Source organism: Chitinophaga pendula (genome assembly GCF_020386615.1).
Lineage (GTDB): Bacteria > Bacteroidota > Bacteroidia > Chitinophagales > Chitinophagaceae > Chitinophaga > Chitinophaga pendula.
Map to the genome: position 1 here is coordinate 2,935,972 of NZ_CP077769.1, position 15,797 is coordinate 2,951,768.

General features: G+C 51.6%; 12 protein-coding genes. 6 read left to right on the forward strand and 6 right to left on the reverse strand.

What is annotated here, in order from left to right:
* The first annotated feature begins 111 nt into the window (after positions 1-111).
* Genes folP through KTO58_RS10290 form a run of 3 tightly spaced genes read left to right on the forward strand, consistent with a single transcriptional unit; the run spans position 112 to position 2,226 of the window.
* Entirely contained in the window at positions 112-957 is an 846-nt protein-coding gene (gene folP, locus KTO58_RS10280; RefSeq protein ID WP_095839443.1) for a dihydropteroate synthase, read from the forward strand.
* 40 nt (positions 958-997) lie between these two features.
* Entirely contained in the window at positions 998-1,810 is an 813-nt protein-coding gene (locus tag KTO58_RS10285; RefSeq protein WP_095839442.1) for a diadenylate cyclase, read from the forward strand.
* A gap of 14 nt (positions 1,811-1,824) precedes the next feature.
* The gene (locus tag KTO58_RS10290; RefSeq protein ID WP_095839441.1) at positions 1,825-2,226 is read left to right on the forward strand and encodes a thiol-disulfide oxidoreductase DCC family protein; all 402 of its coding nucleotides are present in this window, start codon (positions 1,825-1,827) and stop codon (positions 2,224-2,226) included.
* Positions 2,227-2,293: 67 nt separating this feature from the next.
* On the opposite strand, the gene KTO58_RS10295 is transcribed toward KTO58_RS10290, so the two are convergent.
* The gene (locus tag KTO58_RS10295; protein ID WP_095839440.1) at positions 2,294-3,214 is read right to left on the reverse strand and encodes an FKBP-type peptidyl-prolyl cis-trans isomerase; all 921 of its coding nucleotides are present in this window, start codon (positions 3,212-3,214) and stop codon (positions 2,294-2,296) included.
* 26 nt (positions 3,215-3,240) lie between these two features.
* On the reverse strand, positions 3,241-4,245 hold the full coding sequence (locus KTO58_RS10300; protein ID WP_095839439.1) for a DHH family phosphoesterase: 1,005 nt from the start codon (positions 4,243-4,245) through the stop codon (positions 3,241-3,243).
* A 196-nt stretch (positions 4,246-4,441) separates the two neighbouring features.
* Between KTO58_RS10300 and KTO58_RS10305 the strand changes: the two genes are divergently transcribed.
* Both KTO58_RS10305 and KTO58_RS10310 read left to right on the forward strand, forming a co-directional pair.
* Positions 4,442-4,858 (forward strand): nucleoside-diphosphate kinase, encoded by a 417-nt coding sequence (locus KTO58_RS10305; RefSeq protein ID WP_095839438.1) that lies wholly within the window; start codon positions 4,442-4,444, stop codon positions 4,856-4,858.
* A 254-nt stretch (positions 4,859-5,112) separates the two neighbouring features.
* On the forward strand, positions 5,113-7,371 hold the full coding sequence (locus tag KTO58_RS10310; RefSeq protein WP_095839437.1) for an Ig-like domain-containing protein: 2,259 nt from the start codon (positions 5,113-5,115) through the stop codon (positions 7,369-7,371).
* 166 nt (positions 7,372-7,537) lie between these two features.
* On the opposite strand, the gene KTO58_RS10315 is transcribed toward KTO58_RS10310, so the two are convergent.
* From KTO58_RS10315 to KTO58_RS10330, 4 genes are all read right to left on the reverse strand, one after another.
* Positions 7,538-8,815, reverse strand: a complete 1,278-nt coding sequence (locus KTO58_RS10315) for an erythromycin esterase family protein (protein ID WP_095839436.1) — start codon at positions 8,813-8,815, stop codon at positions 7,538-7,540.
* A gap of 184 nt (positions 8,816-8,999) precedes the next feature.
* Positions 9,000-9,557 carry a hypothetical protein gene (locus KTO58_RS10320; protein WP_095839435.1) on the reverse strand — a complete coding sequence of 186 codons (558 nt, stop codon included), beginning with the start codon at positions 9,555-9,557 and terminating at the stop codon, positions 9,000-9,002.
* Between the two features lie 454 nt (positions 9,558-10,011).
* Positions 10,012-10,962 carry a fascin domain-containing protein gene (locus KTO58_RS10325; RefSeq protein ID WP_157753046.1) on the reverse strand — a complete coding sequence of 317 codons (951 nt, stop codon included), beginning with the start codon at positions 10,960-10,962 and terminating at the stop codon, positions 10,012-10,014.
* Positions 10,963-11,137: 175 nt separating this feature from the next.
* Positions 11,138-14,590 (reverse strand): pyruvate carboxylase, encoded by a 3,453-nt coding sequence (locus KTO58_RS10330; protein ID WP_095839433.1) that lies wholly within the window; start codon positions 14,588-14,590, stop codon positions 11,138-11,140.
* Between the two features lie 295 nt (positions 14,591-14,885).
* On the opposite strand from KTO58_RS10330, the gene xerD reads away from it, so the two are divergent.
* A complete protein-coding gene (xerD, locus tag KTO58_RS10335; protein ID WP_095839432.1) occupies positions 14,886-15,797 on the forward strand; it encodes a site-specific tyrosine recombinase XerD in 912 nt (303 codons plus the stop codon).

Sequence of the window (15,797 nt, forward strand, 5' to 3'; positions counted from 1 at the left end):
ATAAACAATTCTTACGAGAATGTCCCGGCAGACCGTCTGCCGGAACCGAGGGATACCCGGTATATGTACCACGCCGGGCTATTTGTACCGTAGTATTTTAATCTAACCGCTATGAATGCTGCAAATACTTTTACTATCAACTGCCGCGGACACCTGCTGGATCTCTCCCGCCCGGCTGTCATGGGTATCATTAATGTCAACGACGATTCTTTCTATACGGAAAGCCGCAGTAAACACCTGCACCAGGTGCTCGACAAGGCGGCGGCACATCTGCAGGCGGGCGCCGCCATCCTCGATCTGGGCGCTCAAAGCACCCGCCCCGGCGCCGCCGATATCGGCGGGCAGGCAGAACTCGACCACCTGCTCCCCGCCATCCATGCGATCCTACATCAGTATCCGCAGGCTGTCATTTCAGTAGATACCTACCGCGCCAGCGTCGCCGAAAAAGCCTTGCAGGCCGGCGCCGCTATCATCAACGACATCAGCGCCGGCGAGCTGGACCCGGACATGATCCATGTAGCAGCTCAACATCGTGCACCTTACATCGCCATGCACATGCAGGGCACGCCCGCTACCATGCAACGCCAACCCCAATACGGTGATGTTGTACAGGAAGTGCTGGACTATTTCATCCGCAAAGTAGCCGCCTGCCGCGAAGCAGGCATTAACGATATCATCATAGATCCCGGTTTCGGATTCGGCAAAACCCTTGCACACAACTATACCCTGCTCAAACATCTCCGCACCTTTCATCTGCTGCAATACCCCCTCCTCGTCGGCGTCTCCCGCAAATCCATGATCTATAAACTCCTGGAAACAGATGCCGCCAACGCACTGAATGGCACCACCGCCGTACACACCATCGCCTTGCAACAGGGCGCCCAACTATTACGTGTACACGATGTAGCCGCTGCCGTAGAAGCTATCCGCATAGTAGAATATATGCAGGCGCAATAAGATAGCATGTTATCAATCTCTAAATCAGTACATTTACAATATGATGGAAGTGTTTCAATTTTATGGATATAAGTTAAATTGGCTGAATATTCTGGACCTGCTGATAGTGATCTTTCTCATTATACAACTATACCGGCTGCTGAAAGGTAGTCTCGCCTTCAATATATTTGTAGGCCTCTTGATGGTATATGCCGCCTACTTCCTGGTGCAGGTACTCAATATGCCGATCCTCACCACCATCCTCCAGAGCTTTATCAACGTCGGCCTGATCGCCATTATCATCATCTTCCAACCCGAGATACGTAAGTTCCTCCTCGTACTGGGCAAAAAAACACCCCTGAGCAAAGACAGCTTCCTTACCAAACTGTTCCTGCCCGACAAATTCAAGAGCTACAAGGAAGAGGAAAATATGATCAATGAGATCATCATCGCTATCAGCCACATGTGCGCCACCCGCACCGGCGCGCTGATCGTCATCGCTACTACCTACCGTGTAAAGTTTGATACCGCCTCCAGCATCTCCATAGAAGGAAATGTAAGCGCCAAATTGATAGAAAGTATCTTCGAAAAACACAGCCCGTTGCACGACGGCGCCCTGATCATCGTCGGCAATAAAATACTGGCCGCTAAAGTCATCCTCCCCGTATCAGAGAATCCTAACCTCCCTTCCCGCGTGGGCCTGCGCCATCGCTCCGCTGTCGGTATCACCGAACATAGCGACAACCTGGCTATCATCGTTTCAGAAGAAAGAGGCACCGTCTCCTATGCACAGGATGGCAACCTGATACAGGACATCTCCCTCGAAGAACTGAAGATCAAACTCTACGAAGTACTGGTAGATGGATACTCCTGATAAATCCCCCTGGTATGGACATCACCCATCCGGTCATACTATTTGACGGCGTCTGCAATCTCTGTAATAACAGCGTCAACTTCGTCATCCGCCACGATAGAGCGGACCGCTTCCGCTTTGCCTCCCTGCAATCGGAAGCGGCTACCCTCCTTGCACAACAATACCAAACTTCTTTCGAAAGCCGCTCTTCCTTTATATTGATAGAAGAAGGAAAAGTCTATCAACGCAGTACAGCCGCATTACGGGTAGTCCGTCATCTCGGTTTTCCCTATTATTGTCTTTACCTGTTCATGATATTGCCTGCCTTCCTGCGGGATGCCGTCTATAACCAGATCGCCCGTAACCGCTACCGCTGGTTTGGCAAAAAGGACGCCTGTATGATCCCTACCTCTGCATTACGCAGCAAATTCCTCTGATCCGGCCACCAATAAAAAAGGGCCGACCATAATGGTCAGCCCCCTGAAATATCTGGTTGGATATCGTTTATTTTTTCTTGGCATCGCCGGACTTCAACTCAGCAGGTGCCGGAGGAGGAGTTACCGGTGCAGCAGGTGCTGGTTTGCCAGCTTTAACATCTACCAGCTCTACGGTAAATACCAGGATAGAGTTAGCAGGAATGTTCGGGGGTGCACCCATCAGACCGTAAGCCAGACCAGAAGGAATAAGCAGGGTCGCTTTGCTGCCTTTTTTGAGGGTAGCAATACCAGCATCCCAACCCTTGATCACAAATCCTTGTCCAACAGGGAATTTGATAGGCTCTAAAGGCATACCCGGTCTCAGGGTAGAATCCAAACTGGAATCAAAAGTTTTACCGCTCAGCAGTTTACCGGTGTAGTGTACAGATACGGTATCACCCGTTTTAGGTTGCTCGCCGGCACCTTCCTGTGTTACCGCTACATATACACCCTCAGGTGTTTTGGTAGCTTTCAGTTTGTTTTTGTCCAGGTATTCTTTGATGTCTTTTGCATCTTTCTCGTTCTGCTTCGCAGAGCTGTATACATTCTTTATAGCGAAGATGATCTTCAGCTTATCGCCTTTTTTACCAAAAGGAGGACGTTGCATCTCCGGTAAGGAATCCCAAGGAATGATGAAGGTAGCGCTATCGCCCTCTTTCAGCAGTGTCAGACCATCCATCAGGTCATATTTCTGCTGGCCTTTGGCAATCACCACAGGTACAGGGGCACCAGCCAACTTCAGCGACTCGGTCAGCAGGGAGTCATTGATCTTCTGTGTAATGTTCATCAGTACAGTATCGCCCAATTTCAGCTGCGCGCCATTACCGGCCTTGTGTACCGTGTAGTCTACTCCAAGAGGCGTCTTCTTATCGCCTGTACCGCCGCCACAGCTGGCCAGGAATAAGCCCAATGCAGATGCTGCAATGAGTAATTGTTTGTTTGTTTTCATTTGATCGTGTTAGTGGGTTGAAGGACTTATTGTAATAATGTTTCGTTTTCTTCAATGGCTTTGACAAACCGGTCTACCGTCACATCCAGCGGATCGGTACTACGACCTCCCGAGGCATTGAAATGACCACCGCCGTCAAAATACTTACGGGCAAATGTATTCACGTCGAAATTACCTTTGGACCGGAACGATAATTTCACTTCTACATTCCTGTCTATGATCAGCGCCGCCAATTTGATACCCTGTATGGACAACAGGAAGTTAACCACCCCTTCCGTATCGCCCGTCTGCAGATCAAACCGCTTCAGGTCGCTATAGGGGATGGCGATCATAGCCGTATTATATTCATAGAACACCTCCATCCGGTTCAGCAGCGCATGACCCAGGAACCGTAAACGGTTTTCCAGGAAGTTATCGTATATCGCCTGGTGTACTTCTTCATGTTTTAAACCACGATCCATCAGGTCAGCTACCATGCGGTGTACCCGCGCCGTCGTAGAGGCAAAACGGAAAGATCCCGTGTCCGTCATCGTACCAGCATAGATACAGGAAGCCATATCCACCGTAATATAACGCTCCTCACCAAGACGGTATAATGTCTCATACACCAGCTGTGCCGTAGAACTGGCCGTCGTGTCACTCACCCCGTAGTCGAAAGTAGGCTGCGGCTCCAGGTGATGGTCGATCAGTATCTTCACCCCATCCACCTGCTCCAGGTAAGGCGCCAGGTTCTTAGTACGATACAATGCATTGAAATCAAGGCAAAATAACAATTCCACCCCTTCCAGTGATTTTAACGCCTTCTCCTGCATAGACTCAAAGTCTACCACCTGGGCAGCCCCAGGCATCCACTTTAAAAAATCGGGGAAATTAGTAGGCGAAATGACAGTTACCTCGTGGCCTTTCTGCTGCAGATAGTGATATAACGCTAGCGAAGAACCCATCGCATCCGCATCTGGCTTCTGATGCATGGTTACCACTATCTTCTTGGGGTCCTCCAGCAAAGGCTTAATTTCTTCTATTGGCTTCATCAAATACAGTAAGGTAATTTATTTACAGTCTATTACATGTGATCGTTTTAATCAAATGCGAAGTGCGAAGTTCTTCTTTTGGACCAGAATTTCAAAATTTTTTACCACTATATAAAATCTGTTTACCTTTGCCGCAATTTTTGGAAGCATACTAACTCCAAAGTAAACTGGCAACCGATAATCCTTTAATTATTATATGAGTAACAGAACATTTACCATGATCAAACCGGACGCAGTGTCCAATGGTCATATCGGCGGTATCCTGGATAAGATTTGCGCAGCAGGCTTTCGTATTGTAGCCATGAAAATGACCCGTCTCTCTGCTGAAAAAGCCGGCGAATTCTACGCTGTACACAAAGAAAGACCCTTCTACGGCGAACTCGTTGAGTTCATGAGCAGCGGCCACATCGTAGCAGCGATCCTCGAAAAAGACAACGCTGTAGAAGACTTCCGCAAACTGATCGGCGCTACCAACCCTGCGAACGCGGAAGAAGGTACTATCCGCAAACAGTACGCTGAATCCGTAGGCCGTAACGCCGTTCACGGTTCTGACTCCGATGAGAACGCTGCTATAGAAGGTAACTTCTTCTTCAGCGGCCTCGAAAAATTCTAATCGCAGTACGCTAGGGCCCCGGCCCACACCTTATACCAGGAGGTGGCACTCACGTGCCCCTCCTTTTTATTTGCTACACCGCCTCTTTATTTTCCACACTGCCACCTCCCCGCATATCCCTCCCCGATATTTGCCTTACCCAATAAAAGATCCCTCCTTCATTACGCTACTATGACCAGGCGGCCCCTTTGCCGTCGCCGGGGAAAGAACGGCCCTGCCCATCCCCTTACACACCAAAATCAAAACAGCATTTCATGAAACAGTCACTACATGCCCTATGGCTGCTCTGCTGCACCTTCCTGCTCAGCAGCCCTCTGTTAGCACAGTCTACCGCCCAGCCCCTGCCACTCGGCGCCGTCGCGACCCTTCGGCAACAATTCCAAACGACCCTCAGCCGGTCTGTACAACCCGCCGGCCAACAGCTCATCTCCCTCCGGCTCCCCCACTCCCGGACACTGGAAGGCCGCGTGCAGTTTTACAAAGCCGACGCCCCGCAGGCCACCCGCATCATAGGCGCCATCGCCGGCCAGCCTAACAGCTCCTTCTTTATCGATATCAATGGTAACACCCTGAAAGGGCATATCATCCTGCTGCAAACCCGGCAGGCATTTAAATACAGCGCCGACTCGCAGGGCAATGCCTACATCACCGAAACAGATATCAACAAGATCCTCTGTATCGACTATGAGCAGGCGCCTGCCACCGGCAAAGCCCTTACCCCGCGCAGCAGCGGCCGCATCGACCCCGCCCTGCTCAAGCTGGAAAGTTTCCCGGGCGCCAATGGCTGCATATTGCTCGACTTCGATGGCCAATACGTATCCGGTACCCCCTGGAATAACGGACAGCCCATCAACGCACAGCCGGCACAGTTGTCCGATGCCGAGATAAGGGAAGCCTGGGAGCTGATCAGCGAAGACTATAAGCCGTTCAGCGTCAACATCACGACCAACGAAGCCGTGTTCAACACCTACGCCAAAAACCGCCGCATGCGGGTCATCTTCACCCCTACCAACACCGCCGCACCGGGCGCCGGAGGCGTCGCCTACCTCGAATCCTTCAGCTGGAACGATGATACCCCTTGCTGGGTATTCAACGCCGGCGCCAAAGCGGGCGGAGAAGCAGGTGCACACGAAGCCGGCCATACCCTCGGCCTCAATCACGATGGCCGCACCTCCCCGCGGGAAGAATACTACCAGGGCCATGGCAGCTGGGCGCCCATTATGGGCGTTGGTTATACCAAAACCATCGTGCAGTGGAGCAAAGGAGAATATACATCGGCCAACAACCGCGAAGATGACCTCAGCATCATCACCAGCGCCACCTATGGCGTAGGATACCGCGCCGACGACTATGGCAACACCACCGCCAGCGCCAGCCCCCTCACCGTCAACGCCGCCGGCAGCGTTAACACCAACGGGCTGATCGAACGTACCGGCGACGTGGATGTCTTCTCCTTCAGCACCGCCGGTGGCAATGTAAGCCTCAACTTCAACACCGCTACCCGCCACCCCGACCTCGACATCCTCGCCACCTTGTACAATAGCAGCGGTACCGCCGTCAGTACGTCCAACCCCGCCGGCCTCAGCGCCAGTATCAGCACCAGCCTCGCAGCGGGCAATTACTTCGTGTCCGTTACCGGCACCGGTGCAGGCGCTGCCGCCAACACCGGCTATTCCAACTACGGTTCCCTGGGTACCTACTCCATCACCGGCACCATCGTGCCGGGTACCAGCGGCGGCAATCAACCGCCGGCTGTCAGCATCACCGCACCCGCCAGCGGCAGCACTTTCAATGCCCCGGCAACCGTCAACATCAGCGCCGACGCCTCCGACAGCGATGGCACCGTCAGCCAGGTAGAATTCTTCAATGGCAGCACCAGCCTGGGCATCGACAACGTAGCCCCCTATAGCTTCTCCTGGACCAATGTAGCCGCAGGCGCCTACACCATCACCGCCAGGGCTACCGACAACCAGGGCGCTATCACCACTTCTGCTCCCGTAAGCATCACCGTCAATGGCACCGGTGGCGGCAATTGCAACAACGTACCGCCTTACGCCGGCTACCCCACCGTATACCGCAGCGGCGACAAGGCCGTATACAACAACCGCCTCTGGGAATGCCTGGTTGATGGCTTGTTCAACGTACCGCCCAGCACCGCCTACTACTGGTGGTGGAAAGACCTGGGTGCCTGCACCGGCAGCATCCCCGCCGCTACAACGGCCGCTACCCTGGCCGACACAGAGGCTCCTACGCCGCTCACCGCTTATCCTAACCCGGTACAGGGCAACGAACTGCAGCTCAAAGTAGCCGGCCAGCCAGGCACCGCCGTTATCATCGAGATCCTCGATATCAAAGGCGGCCAACCACTGCTCCGGCAGTCACAAACGCTCTCCGCCAAAGGCACACAACCGTTGCGCGTAAACGTAAGCCGCATACCGGCAGGCACCTGGCTGCTCAAAGTAAGCCACACCGCTTCCGGTAAAGTGCATACCACCAAAATAATCCGACTTTAAACTCCCGGCGGACCGCTCCTCCCCGGCACATAGTAGCAAAAAAGGGCCGGCCTGGTAATCACCAGCCGGCCCTCTTTCATGATAACTTTTCCTGCACTATCCTATAGCTTTCCTATAACATTCGTATAGCATTCGTATAACTGTTGTATAAGCAGGGCTTTGTAAGCTACTGCTTATCAGATGGATCTACAGTACGAATAAATATGATTCCATCCAGTACGCCCGGCCAGATACCCCTGCTCCGGCTAAAATCCATCAGCGACCCTACCTGCTGCCCGTTGATACTTCCTTTCACATCCCGGTAACGTACAAAGGCATAATCGAATTTAGCAGCCAGCTGCCCTTCCAGGCTCTCTTTTGCCATCGGTGGCACCGGTACTACCTCCCCGCTGTTAAAGTCCGTATATCGCCCGGAAAACCCGCTGAAGCCGATTGCATAAGCGGCCTTCCCGAAATGCTGATGTATGATACTTCCCATAGGCTTAAAGGTAGACAGGAACCGGTGATAACCACTATCCGCCGTCACCAGCGAAGCCGTTTGTTTCGCAATATGCCCATTGTGCGCCCACACAATGATCTTCCGCCCCGGATACGCTCGCTCCGCCAGCCAGATCAGGTTGTTCGCCATCTCCTCATCACGGGCATTCATCTCATTACCTGCTGTCACGCCCCAATAACGCAACGCCTGCGAACGGATACTACGCAACACCCGATACCAGAATCCTCCGCTGCCGGTAAAGTGATTGTCCGCCGATACCTCCCCATCTGCCAGCAGTTGCTCCAGGGATGTCAACTTCCGGAAAAACGTCGCCTGCTCCGCCGCCCCCGGCCGGTACTGGCGCGACTGCATAGTCGCCAGCGCCACCTTCCTGAATACCTCCCATGCCGTATCCACCTGCCGGGCATCCCGCCCACGCAGGTATGCTTCAAAATCGGGAAACAACACCGTCTTCGCCTTCAAGCCCGTATGCTGACTTTCAAATCCCGTTACCGTCAATTCATCCCGGCGTCCTACCCGCTCCTGTATATAGTCAAAAAGCGGTAGCAACTGCCGGCTGCCGGCATACATGAAGAATAAGCTACCCGATACCTCCTCCCGGATGCGGGCGCCTGTACGGGTGTTCTCCCAGATACGTCCGCAGTCGTATAACCCACTCTCAAATGCCAGCACATCAAAGCCCATCCGCTCATGCAGAAACCGGATCAGCCGCGTTTTCGCCAGGAACGTACTCCCCTCCCCGTGTGTCTGCTCTCCCAGCAGTACAATACGGGCATCACCAATAGCTGCCTGCAATGGCTCCAGGTCGGCGTAGCCAGTATCTGATGGGGAAATGGTACGGATGGCACTCACCGCTCCGGCAGGCCATAAGGATTGTCCATACAGGGAAAGGGACAGACAACAAAACAATGCCACTACCGTGGCCAGGGGTACATAACGTGTCATGCAAAAGGTTTAGGCGCATAAACATAAGCACTCCCCTGCATATTTACTACACCGCTCATCCCAAAACAAACACGGCCGTCTCATAGATATGAGACAGCCGCCCTTTACTTAATTGCGTGTTTCAACAGGATGAATGGAGCTAACTAAGTAGGTCACGAATACTTGACTGACAACGCTGTTGACCTTAGTTACAGTCTACACAATACCATTCCACAATACCGTCGCCGGTACCAAAGCGTTGCATAGTGTATTTTTCAATATCGATCAGGAAGTTCAGGCCGTTCTGTTTGGCATTCTGTGTACAGCAACCACTACAGTCACTATCAGAACACATGTCGTATACTTTTACATCAATGGTTTTACCATTCTTTCTTAATCTAAGAGTCTTTAATTTGTACTTGTTTGCATCTTTTGAATGTACAGCAGCAATGTTGTTGGCTTTCACCCAGCTTTCAGGCTTTTTACCACTTACGAAGGCAAAGTAACCTGCCCACTGACAGCCGTTGAATTTGATACACTCTTCACTACCCGGATCAGGGTAAGATTCAAAATTGGTAAGATTCGCTTTATTCCAGGTGATAGCAGCAGCAGCTTTCTCGGTGTTTGCCTGCTCTCTTTGAGTCTGGGACGCGCCTTGCTGGCTGGGTTGCGCATTATCCGCTTTGTTACAGGAGTAAATTACCAGGGCGCTGGCCAATAGTGCAATACAGGCAATTGCATAGAACGTCTTAACGTGTTTCATGTCAAATAGAGTTTTGATAGATAAAATGATTAACAGTGTAATGCTTCCTTTCGGTGATCAATAAATCAATCTGCGTGTCCTGGTCCAAGTATTGCGTGGATAGAATTCTTAAAATAGTGGGTCCGGAATGTCCTGATAGCATACGATACACGAAAGGAATCCTTTCGTTAGTGGAATATAACAGTCTGTTCGCTCGTAGATATAATTATCAGTGTTCGTGGAATGCTCAAATGTTCATAACGTCTGGTAACAACACCTTGAAGATAGGAAATAAAATACAATTATGCAAACGTTTCCAATAAATTGCTGCTTTATCATCCCTTTACCGCTTTTTACCGGTATTTAATACCGTCCTTATCTGCATCCGGCCGCATCAACTGTCGCTACAAACAGCCAGGGGCTGCTCTTCCGGAAGAGCAGCCCCTGATATCGCGAACGGAGGATAGCACCATGATCAATTACAATCCAGGCACATCCATTCTACAATACCATCACCAGAACCGAAACGCTGCATCGTATATTTTTCAATATCGATCAGGAAGCCGATACCGTTCTGGTTCGCATTAGCCGTACAACAACCGCTGCAATCACTATCCGCACACATATCATACACCTTTACATCGATCTGCCGGCTGCCCTGCCGCAAGCGGAATGTCTTCAGCTTATACTGATCGGCGTCTTTAGAATGTATCGCAATGATGTTATTAGCCGCTACCCAGCTCTCCGGCATCTTGCCATTTACAAAGGCAAAATACCCAGCCCAGGTACATCCGTTGAACTTGATACACTCTTCACTACCGGGATCAGGATAAGAGGTGAAGTTGGTCAGGTTAGCCCTGCGCCAGGTACCACCAGGATTAGTGGTACCGCCGGTTTCTACCGTAAATTTCTCCCAGCCTTGTACCGTCGGCCGGTTACAGTTCATCGCCGCCACACCGTTTTCAGAAGACACATACTGGTTATTATTGCCTCGCAGCGAGATCGTACCGTCCCCATTATCTACCAGCGTAAACCGCTCCCAATCATTGATAGCATCCCGGTCACAACGCATCGCCGCCGCACCGTTCTCTGATGATACATACTTACCTTTGCTGCGCAAAGCCACCTTGCCACCGCCGGCATCTACGATCGTAAACCGCTCCGCATCTCCGGTCCCACCGGCGTTGGCCATCATGGCAGCTACCCCGTCCTTACCACTTACATACTGACCATTCGAGCCTTTCAGACTCACTACCTGTCCTACCGATACGGCCGCTGCCTGCACACGCAACGACTCTTCCCTGGTCCCGGGTCTCGTATCAGGTGTTACCTTTTCCGTCGCAGACTCCCTGCAGGAATAGATAAACAGACCGGTGCCTATAAGCATAGCACACCCGGTCACAAACCACGATATTGATGTTCTCATGTTTGATGACTTTTAAATAGGGTAATGGAATTACGTTACTGGATGGACCAATCCAGCATAAGGAAAGATTGCGCTATGGGTTCTTTGTTGTCTTTCTATGGAATTCTGGCTGACCTAACGTGTTTTCATACTGCTTCCGGAAGCAATGGATCTTAAGTTAGGCAATTTATGGTTATCAAGCAAGTTCTACTATCACATCGTCCTGTTGTACCATCGCTCCTTCTTTCAGATGAATGCTCTTTATCACCGAATTACGTGTAGCAGTGACAGTTGTTTCCATCTTCATCGCCTCGATGATGAACAAGGGCGTATTGGCGCGTACTTCCTCCCCCTGCTGCACCAGCACCTTCGACAGTTTACCCTGCAACGGCGCTCCTATCTCCACTTCCGCATTGCTCACCTTCCGGTTCTCCGTTACCAGGCTGGCGGCCGCCTTATTCCTTACCTGCACCCGGCGCGTATAACCGTTCAACTCGAACACAACAGTAGACATACCGGCTTCATCGGCAGGAAGTATATACAGCAGCTTTACAATAATAGTTTTACCCTTGCTCAGCGTGATCAGGATCTCCTCCCCCAGTTTCAGCCCGTAAAAGAATGCCGGCGTAGGGATCGCTTCCACATTACCATATATGCCCGCATGCTGATAATATTCGTCAAATACTTTCGGGAACATCTGGTAGCTCAGGTAGTCCAGGAACTCCGCCAGTGGATATTGCTGGCGGAAAGCAGCGAAATCCTCTTCAAAGTTCACCGCCGGTAAATGCTCGTTAGGACGCCCATTCAACGGTGGCGTATCTTTCAGCACGATGCGTTGCAAGGTAGCCGGAAAGCCGCCATACGGCACGCCGAGTTCTCCTTTGAAAAAGCCCGTCACCGAAGCCGGGAATGCCAGGTTACGCGTCTCATCCAGCACATCGGCCTTCGTCAGCCCGTTGGCCGTCATGAACAACGCCATATCACCCACCACCTTCGAACTGGGGGTCACCTTCACAATATCGCCGAACAATTCGTTGACCACCGCATAGTTCTTTTTGATCGTCTCCAGCTTATCCCCCAACCCCAGCGACTCCGCCTGCTGCCGCAGATTGGAATACTGCCCGCCGGGGATCTCGTTCTCATAGATCTGTGCCGTACCGGCTTTCATATCCGATTCAAATGGATAATAGAACTCCCGCACATCCTCCCAATAGTTGCTGTATTCATTCAGCGAAGAAAGGTTCATGGGCATACTCCGCTCATGACCTTCCAGTATCGCCACCAACGCATTCAGGTTGGGCTGCGCTGTCAATCCGCTCAACGATGCGATGCTGGCATCCACGACATTGATACCGGCCTCTATCGCTTTCAGATAGGTAGCGGCCTGTACCGAAGCAGTATCATGCGTATGCAGCACAATAGGCAGCTGTATCGCCTCCCGCAATGCGCCGATCAGCACCGTGGCGGCCTGCGGCTTCAGCAAACCGGCCATATCCTTGATGGCCAGCATATGTGCACCGGCATCCTCCAGCCGCTTGGCCAGGTCTATATAATATTGCAGCGTATATTTCTGGTTATCTTTTTTCAGGATGTCGCCGGTATAACTGATCGCCGCCTGCGCCAGCGCGGGGGTGTACTCCCGCACGAAGCGAATACTTGGCGCCATCGCTTCTACCCAGTTCAGCGAATCGAATATGCGGAACACATCGATGCCATTCGCCGCCGACTCTTCGATGAACTTGGCGATCAGGTTTTCCGGGTAAGCAGAATATCCCACGGCATTAGACCCACGGAACAACATCTGCAACAACAGGTTGGGCATCGCCTTACGGATCTGCTGCAGGCGCCTCCACGGACATTCATGCAGGAACCGCATCGATACATCAAAGGTAGCACCACCCCATACTTCCATGGAGAACAGCTGCGGATTATGCCGGGCATATCCTTCGGCTACCGCCATGATATCTTTGGTACGCACACGGGTAGCCAGCAGGCTCTGATGCGCATCACGGTAAGTCGTATCGGTAAAGTATACCGGCTTTTCATCACGCAGCCACCTGGCGAAATCATCCCGCCCCAGTTTCTCCAGCTGTTGCTTGCTTCCCGGTGGTACTGGCGCCTGTGCATTGAAAGCTGGTATCTGCGGAACACGGAATTTCCTGGTGGCGTCTTTGACCTTCACATCCGGATGACCATTCACCGTTACGTCTGCCAGGTACATGAGCGTACGGGTAGCCCGGTCGCGGATAGGCTCCAGCTTAAACAGCTCGGGGTATTGCTCCAGGAACGCCACCGTACAATTACCGCGACGGAATACATCATGCGAGATCACATTCTCCAGAAAGCTGATATTGGTCTTCACCCCACGTATACGGAACTCCCGCAGCGTACGGTGCAAACGGCCGGCTGCCCCCGAAAGCGTACGCCCCCAGGCCGTCACCTTCACCAGCATACTGTCAAAGAAAGGCGAGATTTTCACCCCGGAATAAGTACTGCCCTCATCCAGGCGTATACCAAAACCACCAGCATTGCGATAAGCGATCACCGTACCATAGTCCGGCGTAAAGTTATTCTCCGGATCTTCCGTCGTGATACGGCATTGTATTGCAAAGCCATTCAGCCTCACATCCTCCTGCCCCTTCAGGAATATCTCCGGGTCAGACAGGCGATGGCCGCCGGCTATCAATATCTGGCTGCGTACAATATCGATACCGGTCACCTCCTCCGTCACCGTATGCTCCACCTGTATACGTGGATTCACTTCGATGAAATACACCTTATGCTGACGGTCTACCAGGAACTCTACCGTTCCCACATTGTTATAGTTCACCTTATGCGCCAGCCGTAATGCGTATTCGTAGATCTCCTCCCGTGTTGCTAACGGCAGGTTAGGGCTGGGCGCGATCTCCACCACCTTCTGAAAACGACGTTGTACGGAACAGTCGCGCTCATACAGGTGCACGATATTGCCATAGTTGTCGCCCATCAGCTGCACTTCAATATGTTTGGGCTCTTCTATGAACTTCTCTATAAAGATAGTATCATCTCCAAAGGCCTTGCCGGCCTCACTTTTTGCCTCCGTAAATGCCTTTGTCAACGCCGCTTCATCCCGTACTACCCGCATCCCACGGCCACCACCACCGGCCGCCGCCTTCAACATCACCGGAAAGCCGATACGTTTGGCTTCCTGTAATGCCAGCGCTGCCGTCTCCAGCTTGATTTCACTATCTTCTATCAGCGGCACCCCCGCTTCTCTCGCCAGCATCTTAGCCGCCACCTTATCCCCCAACTGTGCCATTACCTCCGGTGTCGGCCCTACGAATATGATCCCCTCCTCCCGGCAACGTCGGGCGAACTGTACATTCTCACTTAGAAAACCATATCCCGGATGGATAGCATCCACCTCATACGCTTTCGCCAGGTGAATGATCGCCTCAATATCTAGGTACGGCTTCAACGGATCATCGTCTTTGCCAATCTGATAAGCCTCGTCCGCCTTGTAGCGGTGCAGAGAATAACGGTCCTCGTAAGTGAAAATAGCCACGGTGGGTATCCGCAGTTCCGCCGCGGCACGTAGTACCCGTACGGCAATCTCTCCTCTGTTTGCAACGAGTAGTTTCTGAATCTTCTTCAGTGTAATTGCTGACATAACTGTGAAATAAATATGGGATTATGCTAAAATAGTATGCTAAAAGAATAGAAACGCAGACTGGTTCCTGACAATAAAAATAGTAAAAGAAGCCTTGTTTTTGTTAGACCATTACTAATAATATCTGTGATTTATTAAACATCACCCAACTAAATATCCGCTAAAAGCTTGTTTGTTCAAATATAGAATTAATCAAAATATAACAAGGAGGAGTTGGTGTGCTAAACGATTAGCAAATACCCTGCAGACTGATACAACTTTACCACTTTACAAATTTTCGCCTTTAATTTGCAACATGTGGAGCTCCTATCTCAATGGCTTTAAGACTTATCTGCAACTCGAACGTTCGCTCTCTGCCCATTCCATCGCCGCTTATCTGCACGATATAGAAAAACTCATCCAATACCTCGATAGTACGAAAGCGTCCTCGCTGTCTCCTACGCAGGTCACCTTATCGCACCTGCAAGGTTGTGTGCAATGGATTGCGGAACTGGGGATGACCGCCACTTCACAAGCGCGTATCATTTCCGGCATCAAAGCATTCTACAAATACCTGCTGCTGGAAAATATCATCACCGAAGATCCTACCCAGTTGCTGGAAGCTCCCAAGACCTCCCGCAAGCTGCCGGATGTGCTGAGTTTCGAAGAGATAGAACAGATCATCGGTTGTATCAAAGCAGGTACCCCGGAAGGGCAACGTAACCGTGCTATCCTGGAAACCATGTACAGCTGCGGACTGCGCGTGAGCGAGGTCATAGCCCTCAAAATATCACAGCTGCATTTCGATGCCGGCTTCATACGGGTAGTGGGTAAAGGAGATAAAGAACGGCTCGTACCTATCGGTAGCGCCGCTATCAAGTATATCAATATCTATAAAGACGAGGTAAGGGTACATATGCCGATCAAAAAAGGACAGGAAGATTTCCTCTTCCTCAACCGCAGAGGCAGCGCCCTAAGCCGTATCATGATCTTCCTCGTGATCAAGGAGCTGGCAGCTGCTGCCGGCATCAATAAGCAGGTATCTCCGCATACCTTCCGCCACTCCTTCGCCACCCACCTGGTAGAAGGCGGCGCCGACCTGCGGGCCGTCCAGGAAATGTTAGGCCATGAAAGCATCACCACCACTGAGATATATACCCACCTCGACCGGGAATACCTGCGCGATACCTTGCAGCGTTTCCATCCGGGATTCAGGACTTCTTCATAA

Excerpts from the sequence above, each read along its gene's own strand:
- folP (WP_095839443.1), top strand. The coding sequence starts at position 112 with ATGAATGCTGCAAATACTTTTACTATCAACTGCCGCGGACACCTGCTG.
- KTO58_RS10285 (WP_095839442.1), top strand. The coding sequence starts at position 998 with ATGATGGAAGTGTTTCAATTTTATGGATATAAGTTAAATTGGCTGAAT.
- KTO58_RS10290 (WP_095839441.1), top strand. The coding sequence starts at position 1,825 with ATGGACATCACCCATCCGGTCATACTATTTGACGGCGTCTGCAATCTC.
- KTO58_RS10295 (WP_095839440.1), bottom strand. The coding sequence starts at position 3,214 with ATGAAAACAAACAAACAATTACTCATTGCAGCATCTGCATTGGGCTTA.
- KTO58_RS10300 (WP_095839439.1), bottom strand. The coding sequence starts at position 4,245 with ATGAAGCCAATAGAAGAAATTAAGCCTTTGCTGGAGGACCCCAAGAAG.
- KTO58_RS10305 (WP_095839438.1), top strand. The coding sequence starts at position 4,442 with ATGAGTAACAGAACATTTACCATGATCAAACCGGACGCAGTGTCCAAT.
- KTO58_RS10310 (WP_095839437.1), top strand. The coding sequence starts at position 5,113 with ATGAAACAGTCACTACATGCCCTATGGCTGCTCTGCTGCACCTTCCTG.
- KTO58_RS10315 (WP_095839436.1), bottom strand. The coding sequence starts at position 8,815 with ATGACACGTTATGTACCCCTGGCCACGGTAGTGGCATTGTTTTGTTGT.
- KTO58_RS10320 (WP_095839435.1), bottom strand. The coding sequence starts at position 9,557 with ATGAAACACGTTAAGACGTTCTATGCAATTGCCTGTATTGCACTATTG.
- KTO58_RS10325 (WP_157753046.1), bottom strand. The coding sequence starts at position 10,962 with ATGAGAACATCAATATCGTGGTTTGTGACCGGGTGTGCTATGCTTATA.
- KTO58_RS10330 (WP_095839433.1), bottom strand. The coding sequence starts at position 14,590 with ATGTCAGCAATTACACTGAAGAAGATTCAGAAACTACTCGTTGCAAAC.
- xerD (WP_095839432.1), top strand. The coding sequence starts at position 14,886 with ATGTGGAGCTCCTATCTCAATGGCTTTAAGACTTATCTGCAACTCGAA.